General features: G+C 52.1%; 23 protein-coding genes. 3 read left to right on the top strand and 20 right to left on the bottom strand.

Annotated elements, in window-relative coordinates:
* Positions 1–12: 12 nt before the first annotated feature.
* The 5 genes from OGY10_RS18785 to OGY10_RS18765 form a co-directional block, all read right to left on the bottom strand.
* A complete protein-coding gene (locus OGY10_RS18785; RefSeq protein ID WP_003825560.1) occupies positions 13–1563 on the bottom strand; it encodes a hypothetical protein in 1551 nt (516 codons plus the stop codon).
* A gap of 117 nt (positions 1564–1680) precedes the next feature.
* On the bottom strand, positions 1681–3099 hold the full coding sequence (locus OGY10_RS18780) for a YlbE family protein (RefSeq protein ID WP_008785728.1): 1419 nt from the start codon (positions 3097–3099) through the stop codon (positions 1681–1683).
* Positions 3099–4646 carry an acyl-CoA synthetase FdrA gene (fdrA, locus tag OGY10_RS18775; RefSeq protein WP_191226824.1) on the bottom strand — a complete coding sequence of 516 codons (1548 nt, stop codon included), beginning with the start codon at positions 4644–4646 and terminating at the stop codon, positions 3099–3101. Before fdrA ends, OGY10_RS18780 begins: the two co-directional genes overlap by 1 nt.
* Positions 4624–5523, bottom strand: coding sequence for an oxamate carbamoyltransferase subunit AllH family protein (locus tag OGY10_RS18770; protein ID WP_502873683.1), 900 nt, complete (start codon positions 5521–5523; stop codon positions 4624–4626). Before OGY10_RS18770 ends, fdrA begins: the two co-directional genes overlap by 23 nt.
* 15 nt (positions 5524–5538) lie before the next feature.
* Positions 5539–6144 carry an ankyrin repeat domain-containing protein gene (locus tag OGY10_RS18765; protein WP_008785731.1) on the bottom strand — a complete coding sequence of 202 codons (606 nt, stop codon included), beginning with the start codon at positions 6142–6144 and terminating at the stop codon, positions 5539–5541.
* 390 nt (positions 6145–6534) lie between these two features.
* Here OGY10_RS18765 and OGY10_RS18760 point away from each other — a divergent pair, with 390 nt between their 5' ends.
* Complete coding sequence (locus OGY10_RS18760) at positions 6535–7464, top strand: LysR substrate-binding domain-containing protein (protein WP_003825551.1); 930 nt, start codon at positions 6535–6537, stop codon at positions 7462–7464.
* A gap of 42 nt (positions 7465–7506) precedes the next feature.
* On the opposite strand, the gene OGY10_RS18755 is transcribed toward OGY10_RS18760, so the two are convergent.
* The 6 genes from OGY10_RS18755 to pgaA form a co-directional block, all read right to left on the bottom strand.
* Positions 7507–7779, bottom strand: coding sequence for a GNAT family N-acetyltransferase (locus tag OGY10_RS18755; RefSeq protein WP_003033869.1), 273 nt, complete (start codon positions 7777–7779; stop codon positions 7507–7509).
* A gap of 11 nt (positions 7780–7790) precedes the next feature.
* On the bottom strand, positions 7791–8021 hold the full coding sequence (yjdI, locus tag OGY10_RS18750; RefSeq protein WP_003825544.1) for a 4Fe-4S mono-cluster protein YjdI: 231 nt from the start codon (positions 8019–8021) through the stop codon (positions 7791–7793).
* Positions 8022–8103: 82 nt separating this feature from the next.
* Positions 8104–8610, bottom strand: coding sequence for a poly-beta-1,6-N-acetyl-D-glucosamine biosynthesis protein PgaD (pgaD, locus tag OGY10_RS18745; protein ID WP_003825542.1), 507 nt, complete (start codon positions 8608–8610; stop codon positions 8104–8106).
* Entirely contained in the window at positions 8607–9941 is a 1335-nt protein-coding gene (gene pgaC / locus OGY10_RS18740) for a poly-beta-1,6-N-acetyl-D-glucosamine synthase (protein ID WP_003033859.1), read from the bottom strand. The genes pgaD and pgaC overlap by 4 nt, the downstream gene beginning before the upstream one ends.
* On the bottom strand, positions 9938–11959 hold the full coding sequence (pgaB, locus tag OGY10_RS18735) for a poly-beta-1,6-N-acetyl-D-glucosamine N-deacetylase PgaB (RefSeq protein ID WP_048215612.1): 2022 nt from the start codon (positions 11957–11959) through the stop codon (positions 9938–9940). Before pgaB ends, pgaC begins: the two co-directional genes overlap by 4 nt.
* A 9-nt stretch (positions 11960–11968) precedes the next feature.
* Positions 11969–14431 (bottom strand): poly-beta-1,6 N-acetyl-D-glucosamine export porin PgaA, encoded by a 2463-nt coding sequence (pgaA, locus tag OGY10_RS18730; RefSeq protein WP_057067439.1) that lies wholly within the window; start codon positions 14429–14431, stop codon positions 11969–11971.
* An 816-nt stretch (positions 14432–15247) separates the two neighbouring features.
* On the opposite strand from pgaA, the gene OGY10_RS18725 reads away from it, so the two are divergent.
* Positions 15248–15784 carry a GNAT family N-acetyltransferase gene (locus OGY10_RS18725; RefSeq protein ID WP_032944886.1) on the top strand — a complete coding sequence of 179 codons (537 nt, stop codon included), beginning with the start codon at positions 15248–15250 and terminating at the stop codon, positions 15782–15784.
* A 241-nt stretch (positions 15785–16025) separates the two neighbouring features.
* Here the strand turns inward: OGY10_RS18725 and OGY10_RS18720 are convergent, their stop codons facing one another.
* From OGY10_RS18720 to OGY10_RS18680, 9 genes are all read right to left on the bottom strand, one after another.
* Positions 16026–16349 carry a TA system toxin CbtA family protein gene (locus OGY10_RS18720; RefSeq protein WP_286577182.1) on the bottom strand — a complete coding sequence of 108 codons (324 nt, stop codon included), beginning with the start codon at positions 16347–16349 and terminating at the stop codon, positions 16026–16028.
* Positions 16350–16369: 20 nt separating this feature from the next.
* The gene (locus OGY10_RS18715) at positions 16370–16687 is read right to left on the bottom strand and encodes a type IV toxin-antitoxin system YeeU family antitoxin (protein ID WP_072420573.1); all 318 of its coding nucleotides are present in this window, start codon (positions 16685–16687) and stop codon (positions 16370–16372) included.
* A gap of 18 nt (positions 16688–16705) precedes the next feature.
* Complete coding sequence (locus tag OGY10_RS18710) at positions 16706–16927, bottom strand: DUF987 domain-containing protein (RefSeq protein ID WP_072420574.1); 222 nt, start codon at positions 16925–16927, stop codon at positions 16706–16708.
* A gap of 8 nt (positions 16928–16935) precedes the next feature.
* Positions 16936–17418, bottom strand: a complete 483-nt coding sequence (locus OGY10_RS18705; protein ID WP_072420575.1) for a JAB domain-containing protein — start codon at positions 17416–17418, stop codon at positions 16936–16938.
* Between the two features lie 8 nt (positions 17419–17426).
* Complete coding sequence (locus OGY10_RS18700; RefSeq protein ID WP_072420576.1) at positions 17427–17870, bottom strand: antirestriction protein; 444 nt, start codon at positions 17868–17870, stop codon at positions 17427–17429.
* A gap of 30 nt (positions 17871–17900) precedes the next feature.
* Positions 17901–18722: a DUF932 domain-containing protein gene (locus OGY10_RS18695; RefSeq protein WP_072420577.1), complete on the bottom strand. Its 822-nt coding sequence runs from the start codon at positions 18720–18722 to the stop codon at positions 17901–17903.
* A 119-nt stretch (positions 18723–18841) separates the two neighbouring features.
* Positions 18842–19315, bottom strand: a complete 474-nt coding sequence (locus OGY10_RS18690) for a YfjT/YkfB family phage-associated protein (RefSeq protein ID WP_096002207.1) — start codon at positions 19313–19315, stop codon at positions 18842–18844.
* A gap of 71 nt (positions 19316–19386) precedes the next feature.
* On the bottom strand, positions 19387–19839 hold the full coding sequence (locus tag OGY10_RS18685) for a hypothetical protein (protein ID WP_072420579.1): 453 nt from the start codon (positions 19837–19839) through the stop codon (positions 19387–19389).
* 35 nt (positions 19840–19874) lie between these two features.
* Positions 19875–20591, bottom strand: coding sequence for a helix-turn-helix transcriptional regulator (locus tag OGY10_RS18680; protein WP_072420580.1), 717 nt, complete (start codon positions 20589–20591; stop codon positions 19875–19877).
* Positions 20592–20662: 71 nt separating this feature from the next.
* On the opposite strand from OGY10_RS18680, the gene OGY10_RS18675 reads away from it, so the two are divergent.
* On the top strand, positions 20663–20892 hold a 230-nt coding region (locus tag OGY10_RS18675; protein ID WP_286576339.1), incomplete at its 3' end, for a hypothetical protein.

Here is a 20892-nt window from a genome sequence, read left to right as displayed (position 1 = left end):
CTTGCAGGCAATTCAGGTCGTTTTCGTTGGTTCCTGCTCAGGCGCAGTCACCGCTTCACGGCTATCAAGAACATGCTTGAGGACAAACATGCCACTCATCATCAGGTAGGCCACAACAAACATCATCGAGCTGCCTTCCGCAAAGCCAACCGCCGGAGAGTGGATCACGCCAAACAGCGATAACAGCGCGCCAAAGGCTGCGGCAATCGCGCCGCGTAACGGCTTGTTCATAATGGCGAAGATAGCGACGCAGCCCCACAGCATGCTGGCCAACGGCGCGCCGCTTCCCAGATGCACCAGTCCGTCGTAATAGACACCTTTGCTGTGCAGCAAGTCACTACCCAGTTTCCCCGCGGAAGTTCCGGCGGCACCCATCACGCTGTTGACGATGGTCAATGCCCAGTTGGCGATCCACGGGAACAGACAGATGAAGATAACGGGAACCTCGACTTTGGGCGTTTCTCGCACCACCTGGTTGGCGGTCACCACGCCGATAAACACCAGAATCGGCACTATCGCGGTCATCGGAATAATGGCGAGCATAAACGCGCCCAGCCCAAACAGCGGCACCAGGAACATGGTGATGCCTGAAGCGAGGGTATAGCCGATGCTGGCCCCCATCGCTTTCCAGCCCGCATGCCCAACATATACGGTCACCGGGAACGGGTTACCCAGCATGCAGCCGAGCATGGAGGCAAAGCCGTTCGCCATCATGACCTTACGGGTGTTGTACTCATCCCCCGCCGCGTGCGCACTTTCAATGTTCTCAAGGTCAAAAATGTAGTTCGCCAGGCCCAGAGGAACAGCAGAAGCCAGATACGGCAGTGCGTGCGGCAAACCTTGCAGGAAGCTGTCGACATGAATTTCCGGCGGGTTGAAGCCAAAGGAAGACATCGACGCTTTAATGGCTTCCGGGCTTTGTAAACCGGAGATCCACGCCAGGGCCGTACCGGCAATCAGCAGCAGTAAACCGGTAGGAATACGGGCAAAAATCGGCTTCTTACCGAACCAGTTAATGAAGATCAGCAACAGGACGATGAAAGAAACCGTCGGCGCTTCGAATGCCTGCAGCATCGGGTTCATCGCCAGCAGCAACAGCCCCAGGCCGGACAGACAAGAAAGCAGTACCGTACGCGGGATCATCTTGCGGATGGTCTCGCCCAGGAAGGAGCCACCGACCAGGATCAACGCTTCGACAAAGCACCACACCAGGGCTATCTGGATAGCGAAGTTGGCATCTTTGGTTTGCTGATAAACCGGCATCAGCACCAGGAAGGTCACGGTGAAGATTGACGGTGCACTCGGTCCGGACGGCAGCGCCGTTACGTCGTTACGCCCGGTGTGCTTAGCCATCTGCAGACCAAACCAGGCGTAGCAGACGCTGGCCACCAGCACCGCCAGACCAAAGGCAGGCGCAATGCGACCATAGACAATTTCGGTAGGGATCCCGACGACAAAAATGAGTAGTCCCATCATTGTCAGCAGGTTAGTCAGGTTGTTGGTCATCAGCCCAAAGTAAGCCGCCCAGTCACCACGTTTCCATTCTAGTTTTATGCTGTTCATGGAATATCCTTAACAGGTTAAGCATCATTTGCGATCGCGGAGATCGCCCAGCCCTGCAGGTAAGCAACGTTTTTCGCTTCGCTACTGTGGGGCTAACCGCGTTAGCCCCGGTTATTGTTATTGGCAGTAGCGGTCGCGCCAGTTGAGGATCGCCTTTTCAAAACAGGCGAACGGCGGGTGAACTATTCCGGCGCCGATCATGCCGATCCCCGCGTCTTTGTGCGCAATAGCGGTGTTGATCACCGGCAGAATGCCGGTGCTGCCTACACGCGTAATATCGATAGCGGTCGGTACGCCCATAAAACCAAGCAGTGGAATGGTGACGTTGGGGTTTTCGCCGAGAGTGATTTCTCGCATCTGGCGAGAGAAATCAACGGCCTCTTCGACCGTACCGCCCACCAGCGCCACGATGGCCGGTGCCGTCGCCATCGCGAAACCGCCAATGCCGTAGGTTTCTGTTATCGCGCTATCGCCGATATCACGTCCGGAATCTTCCGGCTTGTAGCCCGCAAACATCGGCCCAATCACCTGCTGCGCCGGACCGGTAAACCACTGGCCCGGTAAGCCGCTAATGCGCAGACCGAACTCAACGCCGTTGCGCGCCATCGTCGTCACCACGGTGCTGTATTCAATACCGTGTGCAGCGTCCATTGCGGCTTTACACATCGCCATCCAGGTCGGTCCGGAGAAGTAATCACTACTAAGGACGAACTCGAACACCTCACGTTGCTGCTCAACCGGATAGCCGGTCTGAATAATCCACGGCGTCAGCGCCTGAATCAGCAGCGCCGTCCCGGCGTTGTTGCGGTTATGGCACTCATCACCCATGTGCAATGCCTGCGCCAGCATCAGACGCAGATCGATTTCGCCCGCCAGCTTCATAGCATCGCGCAGCATCGGTCCCAGCACATCGCGCATCCAGTTCAAACGATCGATAACGCTCTGATCGTTCGCGCCCATACGCAGGATCTTCGCCATCTGCTCGCTCATATTGGTATATGCGCGGTTGCCATAGGTTTTGTTCTCGACGATGTGCATAAACATCGATGCCGACGTCACGCCCGCCATCGAGCCGACACAGTCATGCTCGTGGCACGGAGAGAAGATGATTTCACCCGAGGCGGCCAGTTCGGCGGCTTCATCCAGATCTTTCGCCAGCCCTTCAAAGACCAGCGCCCCGGTTACCGCCCCCTTCATTGCGCCGCACATTTTTTCCCAGCGGATTGGCGGCCCGGCGTGCAGGATGGTGTTACGGGTCATGCCCGGCACGACGTTGATCGCCTGGTCATAGCCAATCAGCACCGGATGCGACTGGATAATGCGTTCCAGCGCCTGCTGGTTAGCGGCCGCGATTTTGTCTGCCAGCGGCGAATCGGCAATGTCGTCCAGCGCAGCCACGACCTGCATGTTGCCCTGCCCCGGCGGCGTCCAGTCGAGCTGGGTCACCGGTACGTTCTGCTTTTTCAGGTCATCGCTGAACATTGCGATACCAACGTTAATCACGTTCAGCGGCTGGTTAAACAGTGTCTGGCTCATCAGGCTTCCTCCCCTTTACAGATAAATTCACGCGCCAGCAATCCGGTGTTGGTGCTACTGCTCGCCCAGATAACCCCGGCGTTGGTCAGCATCTGACACTGTTTTTCCAGCGACGGCGTATCAAGATCGGTTCCCAGCACATAGCCGAGGATCTCAAGCGGACGACCGTCTGCGGCGGCGATCGCTTTGGCTTCAACGATCGCATCGAGCATCACGCCAACCGGATCTTCATGCGATCCAAATCCAAGGACGAAGTCCATCACGATCACGCCAACTTCAGGATCGCGCGCTTCCTGTAACAGACGACTAATGCGGTTGGTGGGATCGATCATCGGGTGCGGTTTGCCATTGGTAAAATCGTCATCACCGAAATCGAGGAAGGTATGCGCCACGCTGCGGTTGAGATCTTTCAGGCGGAATGCCGGATCTGGATGAATGTTGCTGTAAACTTCGGCATGTTTTTCCATGGCAGCAAACATCGCCTCATCGCACAACGTGCCGCCACAGAACAAGCCACGGATGTACTTTTGTTGCGGGGTCAGACGGGCGCGAACCTCTTCAATCAGCGGCCAGTTGAGCGGATGCAGATCCAGACTCTCTTTTTTCACGCCGGTCAGCAGTACCGCTTTCAACGCCGCCTCTTTAGTACCGCGGGCAAACTGCAGGCCTTTTTCATCCGCAGGCGCGGCTTCACGTCCGAGGAAACACACCACCACGGGCTTATGACAGGCGCGCGCACGTTCCAGCACCTTGCGCGCCACCGCTGGCGCAGGCGGTTTGGAGATAAGTGCGATGATCTCAGTTTGCGGATCGGCCTCCAGCATGCCAATCGCGTCAAGCATCATCAGGCCGCCAATCTTTTCGCTAAGATCGCGTCCACCTGTGCCAATCAACTGGGAAATTCCGCCGCCAAATTCGTGAATGCGTACGCTCAGCTCCTGGCTGCCGGTACCGGAGGCACCAATAATTCCGATGTTGCCGCGACGCACCGCGTTGCCAAAACACAGCGCCGCGCCGTTAATGATGGCGGTTCCGCAATCTGGCCCCATCATCAACAGTCCTTTTTCATGCGCCAGCTGCTTAAGCGCCAGCTCGTCCTCAAGAGAGACGTTGTCAGAGAACAGCATCACATTGAGGTTATTTTGCAGCGCCTGGCGCGCTTCACGCGCGGCAAACAGGCCATTGACCGAGATCACCGCCAGATTGCTCTCAGGAACATGCTTCTTCGCGCTGGCAAGCGTGGCATAGCGCGCTTCATGCTGGCCACCCTGCTCTTTATGCGTAAACAGATCGTCAATCGCCATCAGCGTTTGGTCATTCGCCGCCTCGCTGGCGCCTTTAATGACAATCATCAGATCGCCACTTTTCGCCTCTTCCAGCTCAGGCGTCAGCAGGCCGAGATTCTTCAGCACGCCCTTATTCATCTCTGTCGCCATAGCCACAAACGCCTGCTCAACGCCATCGAGCTTATTTGCGCGCGTGGAGATAGACATCAGTGAGACAGAATCAAAATACGTGTTCTTTTTAACAACTATCCTGATCGACATAATTCCCTCCGGACCTGTGGCTCAGGGCGCAGGCATCCGCCATGCCATACAGCATGTCGCAGCCAGAACTTGAACCGATATTTTTAATGTCAGTAATATATTGCGTAGAAACGAGTTGTTGCTCAGTAATAAATTGGTTCAGCAGCCGTCCGATGCTTTCCCGATAACGCTGATTAAATGCTTCCTCTAGCGTTATTTTGCTAAGTAGCGTTGTATTATTTCCTGCACGTTGCAATGCCGCTAAAAAATCATCTCTATATTTCCTCAGCGGATGTCCGGGAATAAATAAAATGGTGCTTAAGCCTACTAAATAATCATCCGATGAGGGCGTCAGCCCTATCCCCAAACCAATTAAATGGCTGACCGCCGTAGTAATATTTTCTCCTGTACGCAACGCCGTCAGTAATGTTTGTCGGCGGTTGAGTAATTGACGGGTGATTTCCTGATAAAACGGATTGTCACCCCGGTACAGAAATAATGTGTCGTCGCTTCTTAGCTGTTGGCGGATAACCTCTTCCCAGTGCTGCCAGCCGACTGCGGCAAGGCTTGCTGCATCAGATGTCCACCGTGGTATTCGCCACAGCTGGCAACCGGCGGTTTCTATCCATTTATTATTGCCAACAACTATTCCCGACCCGCTAAAATTGACCCGCTCACCAGGGTGAAACAGGTCTTCACAATGCGTCAGCGCCAACCGACAGCTGTTAGGTGCGTTATCACAATCTTCACTCAGTAACGTCAGCAGCCGCTGCTGTTCGGGTATCAACAGGTTTACCGCGTGGGAAAAAACCTGTTCAACCCGTCCTGTTCCCCGGAAAGTGAGAAACGCGCTGTCTGCGGTTAGCGCCCGTACGCATCGCCGTGATGGCGTAGCGATAATGGCGCTCCTGTGTCAGGCTCCGGCCGCAATCAGCAGCTCGGCAATTTCGTGGTACCCTTTCTCTCGCGCCAGTTCCAGCGGGGTTTTACCGTATTTATCCGTCATGTGCGGGTTTGCGCCATGGTCGAGCAGCAGCTTAACGATCTCCTGCTGCTTCGCACCGCCGTCATTTAGCACGATGGCTTCCAGGAGCGGCGTCCAGCCAACAAAATTAGTATGGTTGACATTGATATCGGTACGCAGCAGTAGTTCGCGCACGATCTCGACATGACCTTTTTCGCTGGCAGGTGTAATACCAACGCCGCCAAAACGGCTCAGGCAATTGAGGTCGGGGTCAGCCGGTAATACCGTACGCAACAGCGTTAAATCATTAGTCAGGCAGCTAATCAGGAAGGGATTAAAACAAGTTTGATCTTGTTTATTAATATCGGCACCCGCAGCAATCAATAAAGAAACACAGTCATAATGTTTATTCAGGCTGGCAATAATAATGGCAGTACGCCCCTGGCGGTTGGTGGCGTTAATATCCACATTTTTTGCCAGACAGGATTTTAATCCATCGGCATTGCCCTGCTCTGCCGCCAGCAGAAATTCAGTAATGAGTTCTTTCTCTGACATAATCGCTCTCCTGCAGTTTTTTAGACTTTTTAAATATCCGATAACCTGAGAATAGCAACAGAGTGCAGAGAATAACATCCGCTTAAATTTCATTCATCGTTAGCGCATCGATTATTGAATCAATTTTAACAATGAGAACAAAACGTGCTGTAGTGCAATCTTTCCCTTATGGCTGGGGCCCTTTTAGCCACTAATCAGTAGTCCGGAAAATCAGGCGGTATGCTGCACGGATAGCGGCCTGCAATTAAAATACAGAAGTGTGATTGCCTTCAAATCAAATGTAAAACTAGTGTTAAATTCTGTTCAAAACTGATTGCTCTGTATAAGGATTACAAATACATTCAACAATCATCGTGTTGCGGATGCGCATTGTCGCCGGAGGGGAGAAAGATGAATTCAATATTTACCGAGGAAAACCTACTGGCATTTACGATGGCTGCCCGCTATAGCAGTTTCAGCAAGGCGGCGGAGGAGCTTGGCTTAACCACATCGGCAATTAGTTACACCATTAAGCGCATGGAAATGGGTCTCGACGTGGTGCTGTTTACCCGCAGTACTCGCAGCATTGAGCTGACCGAGTCCGGGCGTTACCTGTTTCGCAAGGCGACCGACCTGCTCAACGATTTCCACGCCATCAAGCGCAGCATTGATACCATCGCTCAGGGAATTGAGGCTCGGGTGCGCATCTGCATTAACCAGCTGTTGTATACCCCTCAACATACGGCGAGGCTGTTGCAGGTACTCAAGAAACAGTTTCCAACCTGCCAGATAACCGTCACTACAGAGGTGTATAACGGCGTCTGGGATTCGATCATCAATAACCTGGCCAATATCGCGATTGGCGCGCCCGATACATTACTGGACGGCGGCGGAATTGATTACACCGAGATCGGCGCGATCCGTTGGTCGTTCGCGATTGCCCCGGATCATCCGCTGGCGTTTATGCCTGAACCCATCTCTGAGAGCCAACTGCGCCTGTACCCGAACATCATGGTGGAAGACACCGCACACACCATCAACAAAAAAGTCGGTTGGCTGTTACACGGTCAAGAGTCGATTCTGGTTCCCGATTTTAATACCAAGTGCCAGTGCCAGATCCTGGGAGAGGGCATTGGTTTTCTGCCAGACTATATGGTGCGCGAGGCGATGGAAAAGTCGTTGCTGGTGACACGGCAGATCCACAACCCACGTCAGGATTCACGAATGCTTTTGGCAACCCAGCATTCGGCAACCGGTCGTGTCACTCAGTGGATTAAAAAAGAGTTTGGCCCACAAGGGATACTGACGGGGATTTATCAGGATTTACTGCATCGGGCGTGATGCACCGGATGGCTGTTATACCTTCCAGTGCATATAAGATAATCAGGCGCGGATATCGTCGTACTCGCGGGTTTTATCAAATTCATGTTTGGCAAACGGGCACAGCGGAATCACTTTGCGGTTTTCAGCGCGCATCTTCTCTACCACTTTCGCCACCAGCTGTTTGCCGACGCCCTGACCTTTCAGGCTAGGATCAACATCGGTATGTTCAATGATGCTCAGATGCTCGCCCGTCGGCACGAAAACAATCTCGGCAACCTGGTTGCCCTCTGCATCATTGACATAAAACTTGTTATGGCCTGCAAGAATTTCCATGCTTCCCTCACTCATTTTTGGCGATATTTCAGCGCACCGCTCGGACAGGTATCGATGACCTTGATGACCGTGGCAACGTCCACTTCATCCGGAATAATCCACGGTTTACGTTTCAGGTTAAACAGCTTCGCGCTTCCCCGCACGCAATTGCCCGAATGCTGACACATCGCCGTGTTGAAGTAGACGTCAATCTTCTCGCCGGTATAGGCCCGGTAACCTGCATCCAGTAGTTCCTTATCCACGACATTGCCTCGCATTTTTTTATTGTCTGGGTCTAATCATAGACCTATGCGAGGCTGAAGGAAGCGGCTGAAAGCAGAAATATCATTCAGGCTTTTTCTGTATCGACGGCTGCGGCTCTGGCGGCAAATACTCCAGCATCGCAGGCGTCGGCGGCGGGAGGCGGTTATCGGCAATATCCCTGTCCACATCGATATGACTGATTTCGCCATTCTCATGATGGTGGACCGTCAGCACCCTCGCCTTGTTCAGTTCCGTAACCAGCTCCCGGGTAATACGCAAACTTTCTGCCAGCTCATGGTCTTCAAGCCCGGGTCTGCGACTGCGGCGTTCGACCCGAAAACGAAACTGGTTGTACTTCGCCCAGCCAATCAGCACCAGGCCGTTGACCAGGGCGACAAGGATATAAAACGTGACCGTATCCAGCGTGGTGAAAAAGGGTCGCACACCCATATACGGTGAATGCGCCAGGGCTGTGATCAGCCCTTTATAGATCAAATAGATAAATCCAACCCATGCGATGGCCGTCAACAACACATCGATGATGCGCGGCAGCAAACGCCGCTCCGTGAAGATCAGTGGCTGGTTCATGATTCAATCCTCCCAATACCGCGGTCAGGACTAACCCAACGCGCTCTGCCACGTTTGCGTTTGAGCATCACTTTCGGGAACGCCACCAGCGTGGTGAACAGGCTTAGCATCCAGTACACCACCGGGAACCAGATAATCCAGAACAACGAGGCGCCAATGCCTTTTTCATAGCGTCGTTCAATCATCAGGCTCACCGCAAACTGCAGCAAGCACACCACGCCGAGGATAAGCCCGGTAAAGGCTGGCGGGAAAAGATGCTGTACATACAGCGAGTCCGGCATCGGGATCATCAGTCCTAACAGGAACAGCACGATACTGATCGCATAGGCAAAAGACCAGGCGGTAGAAAAACAGAACTCAAGAAACAGCGGCCACATGCGACGGAACTCCCACGACCACAGACGACGCATGTTAACGATAAACACCTCTGCACCACCCTGCGCCCAGCGCAAACGCTGCTTCCATAGCCCTTTTAACGTTTCAGGCATCAGGATCCAGCACAGCGCGCGCGGCTCAAAGAATACCGACCAGTGGCGCAATTGCAGCTTCCAGCTGATATCGATATCTTCGGTGATCATGTCCGGGCTCCAGTAACCGACCTCGGCCAACGCGCGACGACGAAACGCCGCAACTACGCCGGAAACGGTAAAGATCTGCCCATAGACTCGCTGAGTACGCTTAATTAAGCCGATAATGGAAGAGAACTCACCGACCTGCACACGACCGATTAACGTAGAGCGGGTTCGAATACGCGGGTTCCCCGTCACTGCACCAACGCGCGGGAACTGGATCAGAGGAGCCACAATATAGGCAACGGCATCACGATCCAGTAACGCATCGCCATCAATGCACACCAGGTAATCACTGCGCGCAGCGGCTGCACCGGTCTTGAGCGCCAGCGCTTTACCCTGGTTTTCAGCCAGATGAATCACCCGCAGGCTGGGGTATTCCACTGCCAGTTGTTCCAGCACGTCGTGAGTGTCATCCGTCGAACCATCGTTGATGGCGATCACTTCGATATTCTTATATCGCTGTGCCAGTGCTGCCTCAATGGTTTCACGCGCGTTGATCCCTTCGTTAAAACAGGGGATCAGAATGGACACCAGCGGATTCCCCGGCAGGGTCGGTGGTGGCGTGTCATCTCCCCATTTCCAGTGACGTTCACGGTAAAACCAGAAATAGACCCCGCCGCTTATCCACAAAGCAGACATGAACAAAGGCCAGAAGAAGACGAAGTTCAACATCACTTCACCTGTAAAGATGACAGCCACACCAAACGGCAGGCTGAACATCAGGCAAAGTATCAGGAAAGCAATAATGCGATCGGTCATTTTTGCGGATACCAGTATGAGGAGAACGTCGAGCGAATCTCTGACATCTCAGGTTTGTCGCTGATGAAATCATCCGGGTAATAGCCGTAGTTACCTGCACCGCTTAATTTCAGCTGGCGCATCCATTCGGCTATTTGTTTTCCGCTGATTTCAGCCTGATCCCCGGATTTACGCCAGTCTCGTGCCTGCAGTTCAAACACGGTTTTATCCAGCGCCCCAGGGGTTTGTGCAACGGCATTCACCAGTCGGTCAAGCCATGCGTTGGCATCATTGGCCGGGATCTGTTCCATGAATGGCATCGCCATCGGCGCCGTCCAGTCATAGGTATTGAGGAAATCATTCAGGTTTTGTGCAAACCAGGCTTCACTTTCAGGCTCCAGTACCGGCATGGCGTAAATATTGCGCGCAGTTTGCACCTGTGGACCGCGAATATTACGCACCGTCCGGGTCAGTTGTTTGGTGAAGTCAATAAGCATCTTACTTTTCAGGCGAGTCCAGCGCTCGAACGCCTGAGGATTATTACGTATTTGCTCGATACTGCCCGGAAGCCCTGCGGCACGGTAGGCGGCTAACGCCTCCGGTGACGCATCTTCAAAATCCGTCAGGAAAGCATCGTCATGAAACAAAATACCTTTGAAGCTGGCGTGCTTCGCCAGGTCTTCATAGATTTCAGTGATGCGTTTGCGCGCTTCGCTGTCCCAGGGCGAGAGACGAACATAGTTCTCATGATTGATAGCAGTGCGTCCCGTTTTCGGATCCCATGCGGTTACGCGTGGAATGGACGCGTCGAGATCGAAAGCCAGAACCGGCATCCAGGCATACACCGTCACCCCGGCCCGCGTTTGTAACTGCCAGGAGATATAGTTAAACAGATCGGCACGCATCGGCAGCCAACGGTTAGGGAAATAGAGTTCGCGAATATTCCCGTCGCCCTGCGGATCGGCGTACGCCTGCAGGAAGACATGAGAAATACGCATGTCATAAACGCGCTGGATCAGCTTATCGATATTTCGCTTCTGCTGAGCAGGGTCTTTGTCATACACGTAATCCAGATCGACATGCATCACGCGCATCGTCTGTGGTTCACGGACCTGAGCGACCTGACTGGCAAAGCGCTTAAGGGATGGGTTATCAGAAATCAGCACGCGCGGAATATCATCGAGAAACGCGGCATTCGCCAACCCTTCATTAAGCGTAAAGGCCATCTTATAGCCATGCTCTTTGGCCAGGTTTAACGTTGTACCGTTGGCTGCGCCGTAAGGCCATACCCACGCGCGCGGCGATTTGCCGGTCACCGCTTTGATCTTGTTAGTGATCAGAGAGATATCCGTGTTTATACGTCGCGTGTACTGTTCGTCCGTTTCGTAAGTGCCGGTTTTCTTATCATACAGGCGGTTCGCCACAGCGGGCTCTTTACTCCCCTGCGGGTTGGCCTCAGCGCCAAAGTGCGAGTTCCAGGTGTGCGCACCGACTTCCACCAACGGCGACTTGCCCATTTCTTCGACCATTTTCCAGGTGGCGAATTTGTCTCGCGCGGTCATTAAGCCACCAAAATCGACTTTTTTGTTGGCTGGCGCATCAACCCAACTGCCTACTGGCGCCCAGAGCGCAGGCCAGTTGTAGGCTTTCAGTAGCGGCCAGACGCGGGTATAAAAACTGCTATATCCATCGTCAAAAGTGAGTAATACCGCTTTTTCCGGCAGTACAATTTTACCGTCATGGGCGTCCAGAATTTGCTGCACGCTGATCGGCTGATAGCCATTATCACGCAGCCAGGCCATTTGGTCGCTCAACGCGCTGGTACGCACAGAGAGGTAGCGCTGGTCGGCTGCACCATCCTCCACATCATGGTAGCCGAGCACCAGAAAGCTATTTTTCGGCCACGGATGATCCGCCGTCAGCGGTGTTCTCTCTGCGGGAGGAACATAGCGAGGCGTTGTATTGTGCGCGCTGCTGCACGCGGTAATCATCAACCAGCCAGCGATTAATGCGCTAAGCCACAGGCATCTTTTCAGCATGAACAATCCTTAAAACCTGACATTTAAATCGAAAGCGAGGGAGATATTCCGCTCACGTTTACCGTCATAGGGGCGTTTATCCCAAATCAGCATCACCCCGCCGTCTACGACGTTGTTCCATTTAAGCCGTTGGCCGTATCCCACCTGGACGATAGCGCCTGCATCTTCACCTTGCTGCCAGTAGCCACCTACGCCAGCCAGACCTTGCTGCGTCCAGACGGTATCATAGTGGCGGTAAAGAACCTGCTCTGCGCTCAAGCCAGGGACAACCGAAAAATCACTCTTCGGGTTGTAATACGGAACATTTTCTTTGGTGTTGGTGCTCCCGCCGATACCCGGTGTAAAGTCCAGCGTGAAGCGCGGCGTGGTCCACATGCGCTCTTTTCCGCTGAGTCCGTATTCGATGCGATCGTTACCGTCCGAGAAATGTGATGCGGCAAACGACAGTTGATATTCACGTCGTTCGTTTTGATACCAGCGAACAAACATATCGCCGCCGTTGGCATACACGCCACTACGCAGCGCGCGCAACGGGGTATTGCGAGAGAGGCGCTCGGCCGAGCCACCAACGCGCCAGTTGTCATTAAAGTCATGCCAGCCGGATAGACGCCCGCCAATCTTCTGACCATCGCCATAATTTCGGCCAGACACTTCCATTTCCGCCCAGTAATCGCGGGAAGTCCATTCTGCACCCGCCGCCAGATCGCGGCTGATGCCCTTCCCTTCCTCAAATTCACCAGTAGCAAAGTTGAATCCGGTAAACAGTCGCCAGTTGTCATTAATCGGCGGACTGTAAATAGCCGTGTTGATGTTGAAGTCATTCTTACCGCTGACCGGGCTATCGGACGAGATCCCCTGCGTTCCGCTAATACGCACTTCCGACATTTTGTGGACATCACGAATACGCGCGAGGCGCAGCGTCGCTTCATCATCCGGGCTACGGGCAATAACGTCATCCGTCAGTTCATCTGCCTGTTTCCACTCCTGAAGATCCAGTGCAACGTAAGCCTGCTGACGTTCCAGCTCCAGGTTGCTTGGCTCAATGACTTCCGCCAGCTTAAGCTCTTTCTCCGCCGCATGCGGCAATCCACGCGCTTCAAGCACAGAGGCATAAGATATGCGCAATCCCTGGTTACCAGAGCCTGTTCGTGCCAGATGCTCTGCGAGCTTTTCTGCCTCTGGCAGTTCATTGGCAGCGATATGATATTGCGTCAGTAGCGACTGTCCGAGCAGCCAGTTATCGTTAGGCTGCGGCGTTGGCGAGCCATAGATACGCCGCAGATACGGACTCTCTTTGATCAAATCATCGACTTGTTTTTTGGCAGCATCGAAGTTTTCATTATCAATGTGCGCGTAGAACAGATCTTGTTGATCCTCAGGACTGAGTGGCGTCACCGGGATAGGTCCATTCGGGTAGTAAATGCTCGCCAGCATCGCTTCGGTTTTTTCCGGCTGACGTTCGCTTAACCATGCTGATGCCACCCAGCGTTTTGCATAGTTTGGTACTTCGCCGCTTGCAGAAAGGGACTCATACTCATCAATCACTTCGGCAGTACGCTTACGCACCAACAAGGCACCCATACGGTCAATTCTCGCCCGACGGACATCATTCTGCGCAGACGGCTCATCTTTCCAGGCCGCCAGCAACTGGTCATAACGGGCCAGCGCTTTATCGGCCACGATAAAACGTTCTTCTTCATTACGTGCGGACGTATAAGAGGAGCGTACCATTTCAGCCGCCGCATCAAGCTCAAGACGGCGCTTCACTGGATCAGCCGTGGGAACGACCTCAGCCATATTTAAAGCGGGTCCGGAAACGCGGTTCGCCGACAGCGCAGATAGCAGCGTGGATTTTGCATTTTTGTTGCCTGGATCAACATCATCCGCCTGGCTGGCAACCAACAGTGCATCCCAGTTTTTCCCCTGAGAATGATATACGTAGGCAAGCAGTGCGTCGGAGTCTGCGCCCGGATGCGCCTGCGCCCATTTATTCGCTTCAGTAAGGGCTTGTTGGTTGTAGCGCGCATCCGCCAACGTCATTATCCAGCCGGTGCGTACATCCACGTTATCAGGCTCTTCCTGTAAAACGCTTTCCCACACCGCCAATGAATCATTCCAGTTTTTCTGGTTACGGTACGCACGTGCAGCGGCGACTTTGCCGCGCGCAGGCACATCCATCTGCCCACGATACCGCTGCCAGATTTGAATGGTTGTTTTATCGTTGTTCTCAACCCAACCAGAAACTTGCAGCCAGTCGGCAACCTGATTTGGCGTTAGCGCACTTTTCTTTCCCTGATCCTCAAGGTAGCGCAATAGTGGCGCACTATTCCCCCCCCGCGCTTCAATAACCAAAGCATCATAATCTGATACCGCAGCAGAGATTTGCATAGGGAAAAGAATGCTTGCCGTAAATAAACAGCTTACAGACTTAAAACGTTTAATGAAGTTGGCATGTCGACGCATACTGAACATATCTGCCCTTATATCTTACATCAGAGTAAAAATAAGCGTTTTCAATAAGTTACGGTCAATCCATGACAGTTGCCGACCATGTAAGATGCACTGCCGCTTATTTCGTAATAGGGTTATGAAGCAATTAATTCTTTCGTCTTATTGACTACCCGCACCGCGTCCTCTAATCGTTGGACAGGAGGCATAAACTCGGGAATTTTATCACTCCATGTAGTTCGTGGCTACGCAATAAGAAAAGTCTTAGGCAAAAAAGTATTTTAGACTAAATAATCCTAATACTCTTGGGATTGAATTCTGGATTTAAACAAAGTTTGCCCGGTGACATCATGTGACGATGCTTACTATTGCTGGTTAGCATAGCTACACCGCGCAACTGTTTGCATGGTAACTATTTTGAGAGGTGAATAGAGAAAAATCTGATAATAGGCTCTCTGCTAACAACAAAATATAACTTAATTTTTAGGGCTCAAACAGGGCCAATGAAATGAAAATAAGGGTACAGGCGCAAGAAGAATTAGATACAGTAACAATGCGTTGAAATCAAACAACTTTATTTATCATTTTTCGAAACCTACCATAATTGGTATTTGGAAACTCAATCAAATACATGCGTGAATAATTGTGTATTACTCTACCTGTTAATATATTTACCAACCTTGCGTACTATTGACAATATCAACCACAATCAATTATTTCCCCTTACAATATGCAAGCCTATTTGCATTACAAGCAACTGATAGAAGCATAATTTTTTGCACTTACCTTCCCCTCAGTCTTTCAGGTAATCTGGGCAAAGACGCCAATGGGAGCCGGTCAATGAAAATCGTTAACGCAGAAGAAAAGCACATCCCCGCCATACGCGATATCTATGCACATCATGTTCTTCACGGTACCGGCAGCTTTGAAACCGACCCGCCGGATGCACACGAGATGCTTGCTCGTCTGGAAAAAATCCGCAGCCTCGGGCTGCCGTGGGTCGTCGCTCTGCAGGAAGATAAGGTCATCGGGTATTGCTACCTCACCCGCTACCGCGAGCGCTATGCCTACCGCTATACCCTTGAGGATTCGATTTATATTGCTCCAACGGCTCAGCGTCAGGGTGTAGGAAAAGCCTTACTGCGTCATGTGATTGGCTGGGCTGAAGCACAGGGTTATCGGCAACTGATTGCCATCGTCGGCGACAGCAATAATCAGGGATCGTTAAAAGTCCATCAGCAGGCCGGATTTACGCAAATCGGCACACTGAAAAACATTGGCTTCAAACATGGGCTATGGCTCGACACGGTATTGCTACAACGTAATCTGGGTGAAGGTAACGGCACGCTACCACCGGATTCCGGTGTCGCTATCTAACATTTTTAAGGATTAATTACAGGGAGAGAATTTTGGAGCGGGCGAAGGGATTAGAACAAACCAATCAATGACTTGAAAAACATAGAATTTCCAAGTTATATCTTAACTTATACCCCCAAAGATACCCCCAAAGCACAGAGGCTTTGAATTCAAGTAATTACCTTTGTCGATGAATCAGCAGGAAGCGAGATGATAGCAAATGGCAGGCATACTCGAAAGCAGCGACACCAGTAGCATCAGACTAATTACGATTTAATAAACCCAGATCGCGGCGGGCCCTCATGATATCAATATTCGTGAGATATGGCGTCTGTTCTTGCCAGCTAAACCCTCTGCGATCGATACAAACCAGTTCGTACTTTTCCACTAGAAAGTTAATGGCATTAGCGAGAGTGATACCGGCATCAATATGTTCCTTTATAACGGTTTCATCACTGAACGGCGTATCGTTCAGGGTCAGGCCATAGTGTTTTTCCAGTAGCCGTGTAAGAAGCATTTGCCAGACTGCAACGGGCGGCAGGCAGGGCTTCGCCGCCCGCGAAATTGTAGCAGGTAGAATTTTCATATTTGCTCTCGTGAAATTTGTTAGCGCTGAGTGGAATAAACAGCGACGTATACATAGCCGCAACTGCCAAGGGTATCGGCTTCGCAAGTAAAACCGTTGTGGTACAGGGTGACGCAGTGGGCATGGCGAGGATTCATTTCACCCGTGGTCAGCATGGATTCCATCCGGCTGATAAAATGCGGAAATGCCACATCCAGCTTAAGACATTCGGCATCACTGAACTTACCTGTGATACTGGTCCGGTCAGCCAGGTAGTGCAGCTGGTTGCCCTCCTGCACCAGACGTGTTCCCAGGCGCGGCGTGATATCCCGCTGAAGGCCCCATGTGATGTTACTCATTGATAACCTCTTTTATTGTCAATTCAGGGTAATACTCATCAGGCAGGCATACGGTCCGCTGCGGTCCTGGCGGCGTTCGGCGTATACCGCCAGCACGCCGGGAATGTCAGGTACCTCCTGACCGGTGTAATGGCAGACATTGCCGTGCCACTGGTATCTGCCGGTGCAGTAGCGAAAAATTCGGGACTCAGGATGCTGGCGGTATATCGTCATTGCCCGGTGTTTACTGATAATTTTCATGTAATACCTCAAAGCAGACCGTGTTCAGCGAACGACAATGTCTGTGTACCACCGACGATAAGATGATCAGGCACACGGATATCAACGAGCTGGAGCGCCTGCACCAGACGCTGCGTGATGGCTTTATCTGCCTGGCTGGGGGCGATGTCGCCCGAGGGGTGGTTATGCGCCAGTATCACTGCTGCTGCATTGAAATACAGGGCGCGTTTGACTACCTCACGAGGATGTACCTCGGTACTGCTAATAGAACCGGCAAACAGGGTTTCGTGGGCAATCAACCGGTTCTGCTGGTTCAGATACAGCACCATAAACTCTTCGCGCTCCAGTCCCGCCATTTTCAGTTTCAGCCAGTCACGGGCTGCCTGAGTGGAAGTGAATGCCACGCCTGTTTCGCGCAGGTGTCGGTCAAGCAGCGTTAAGGCGCGTTTTACTGTGCGTTGTGCGGCCAATGGAAGTGCCGTAGCCTGTGGGATAAGTGACTGTTCCATCATGAGTATCCTTAATCAATAATGCGCAAAATGGCGCTGGATTCAGGGTGCTGCAGGGCGTAATCCCTCAGCCGGTAATAGAGCTCCGTCATGGCATCGCATTCGGTGCGACAGGCGTGATGGCTGTATTCAATCAGGCAGACCGCGATACCTGCGGCTTCCACACTCATTTCCGCACCATTACCGTTCATGCTGTTGAACAGATGCCATTTATCACCACCGTCGGGCTCCGGAGCCATAAATGCGCCGCCGTTGCTGAGTGTGTAAAAGCTCCAGACGCCGCCGCTGTAATCAGCGCGCAGACGATCCATCCAGCCAAATATTCGGGGCTCAAGCGTTATCCACTGCGGGATGGTGCCAAAGTGCTGCGGCCAGAAGTCGATGCGTAGCTCGTCAGGGACCACTGAGGCCGTAATTGCTGTCTGTTGAGCGAATTGAGGGTGTTGTGTATCCATTTAACTATCTCCTTATGCCGGAACTGTTGTTTAACACCCGAAAAACTCGAGCATATTTTCTGCCATCACCCACAGAGCGCGATTGAGCTTCACATCGCCGTCAATGCCGGTAACAGCACGGGTACGGCTGCTTTTCCCCTGTGGGCTACGCCCTGACAGACCACCTTTCATCAGGTTCTCCTGGACACGCTGGTAGACGGTCCACAGGTCATCGCTGTAGTCCTCCCGGCGACGAGGAGTCAGCAACTGCGATACCGTGACCGGCTGGTGGTCCTCTCCAAATCGATACTTAAGTGCAGCATTTGCCAGTGCGTGACGGGCCGGGGCTGGCAGCGCCAGCGACTGCATCGCATCGCGCTTCTCCTCCACCCGGTCAAAGACCCCCAGCACTTCGTAAGCCCCTTCAATCACCTTCTCGACGACATTACCTTTATGCGGCACCCGCACTTCTCCGAACGACTGACCGCAGACCAGGCCGTTGGTACAGACGCCACGAAACAGCCCCGGCAGCATCTGGTAGCTCGAGGAGCCGTCATGGCTGTTGAGCAAAATAATTTCCGGTACCTGATGCCCGGTCAGTTGACTGGCACGACGCAGGCGAAGCATGTGTTTGGTGTGCTCCCGCTTGCTCAGGTCACGGACCTTCGTCTGGCAGGCAAAGAACGGCTCAAAGCCTTCACGCTGCAGGCTTTCGAGGATGGTGATGGTCGGGATGTAGGTATAACGGTCTGAACGAGATTCATGCTTGTCACTCCCGAACACGCTGGGTACATGACTCATCAGCTCTTCATGGGTCAGAGGCCGGTCACGGCGTATCTGGTTTATACGACCAAAGCGGCTGGCTAATCGCATAGCTAACTCCTTATCTGATAATGAATTAAAAACAAAAAGGCCATGTTCCCGAAGGAGCATGGCCTGTTGCTATCTGGTGTTGGTATGTTGTGGGGTGGAGAGGTCTGAAATGTAAGTAACTAATCGCTGTAGTGTGTGGTCCGGCATTCACTGAGGTCAGACAGCTCTTTTTGCGTATTCTTCAGCCCCGGACTGAAGGAGCCAACTTTATTATTGTTGACGTAAACATCGAAATTGGACGACTGACCCAGCGCGTCAATAAATGACACCCAGGCATTATCACCATTTCGCCAGCCGAGGGATGAAGGTAACGGATACTGGCTGCTATCCATGACTACCGTTATTTCTGTCCCGTCGTCATGAGAGCTTATTGATGTCCCATCAGGCAGGGTGAGATCAACACCGTGTTGCAGAATATTCTGCGCATCCGGATTGCCAGTACAGTTCAGATTAAACACCACCTTATCCGGGCTGGTAATGATATATTCGGTCACGCCCATCCCAAAACCACTCGTCCACATATTGGGAATAGCCTGTGCTGTTGATACAGAAGCCAGCATAGCTAATGTAACTATTACGTAAGGCAGTCGCATAATGTTGTCCTAAAATCATGTAATAAAGCTTTTGTTGTGCAAAACAATAAAGAAATGAATAAATAGTTGGGTTATTTTATTTGTTTGTAGCGAAACGCTTCTTTCCCGGCATAAATCCCGACGAGATCGTCATAACGAGGGTCCTTTTTATTCGGGCGGAACGTTACGTTCATATCGGGACTGCACATATCCTTCATGGTCAGATTGAATTCTTTACCTGGCGTAATGGTATACCCTGTTGCCACATCATCTTTACTGGGAGTGATCCACCCCCATATGCCACCCGGACAATCTCTGGAAGGTTTCGAGCGAACAACAATAAACCATCCCATTGAATCCACTTCCGTCGCTGTACACAGTTTTCTGACCTGTCGGTGGGCATCACACCAGAATATATTCCCACTCTTATTATTCACTGCCGCAGGCAGGAACCCGCTATAAGGACGTGCTGCGTGAGAATTACCTGCGATAAGCAGGGGGAACAACATGACTGGCAGTAAAGAAAATAATTTCAATTTTTTCATTAGATTAACCTTACATTCAATTATGGAGACTATCTCTAATCAGTGTGTCCGGATTGCCCCCGACTTTCTGATGGAGAAAATGAATTCAGCGACTGCTGAATAAAATGGAAATGAGGTAAGGCAGAGATAAAATGTTTATCTTCCGACAGCTGATAGAGAAGCTCACTGCGAATAAATGTTTCCCGGGATGGCCTTACCAGATGAATCTCATCCAGCCGGAAGACACGTAATTGCCTGTTATGTTCAGCGACCAGATACCAGTAACCATCCAGGGCGATTAGCCGGTAAGGTGCAACGGCCTCATGACGCTCCCCTTCAGTCAGAATGGTGATGCGCTGACATCCCGAAATAGCTCTGACCAGCCTGTAGAAGCAGAGTTTTCCTGCCGGGGGATGAGGTCTGTCCTGATGCCATACCAGACAGGGTCGATCATCACAGTCCAGCAGGCTGCTGACCAGTCGCCGGTCAAAGCCCGGGAAAACCCCGGCCAGCCCCGTGCGGTGAGCAAAGGTCAGAATATCTATTTCCTGCCGCGTACTGTGAATATCTGAGCGCAGACTGCACTGCCCCTGGTAATAATCCAGGTCGAGATACATCAGACGTTCCCGAAAGTCACGACGTAACGTGCGCTCTGACACCCCGAATTCAGTTGCCAGCTTGCGAATAAACAGAGTTTCACCGGACACCAGGCGGCTGATAATCAACGACAACCTGACGGCAAGCCGGTCATGTCGCCGCTCCTGAAGCGTCATGAAAGATTTCTCCTGAGAAGTTAACTCTATGAATTAATAATGATTACTTTAAAGGAAGGAGTGGACAGGGTATGGACAACATCGGAACTATTTTTTATGAGCAGTCCAGCCTTGTAGGCGCTCGTCTGACAGATAATGATGCTTCGCCTGATTTAATTGATGATAAAACGCAGTGGAAAGGACGTGTCCACAATCAACACATCATTAACAACCAGTTCATCATTCGCAGAGAAAATTGCGATATCAGAAGAATATCCAGTCCCAGACGGCCCGTGCGACCGACACCACCGCATCACGCACG

The sequence above is a fragment of the Citrobacter sp. Cpo148 genome, assembly GCF_030332375.1.
In the GTDB taxonomy this organism is placed as follows: Bacteria; Pseudomonadota; Gammaproteobacteria; order Enterobacterales; family Enterobacteriaceae; genus Citrobacter; species Citrobacter portucalensis.
This window is presented reverse-complemented; position numbering and strand designations above follow the sequence as displayed.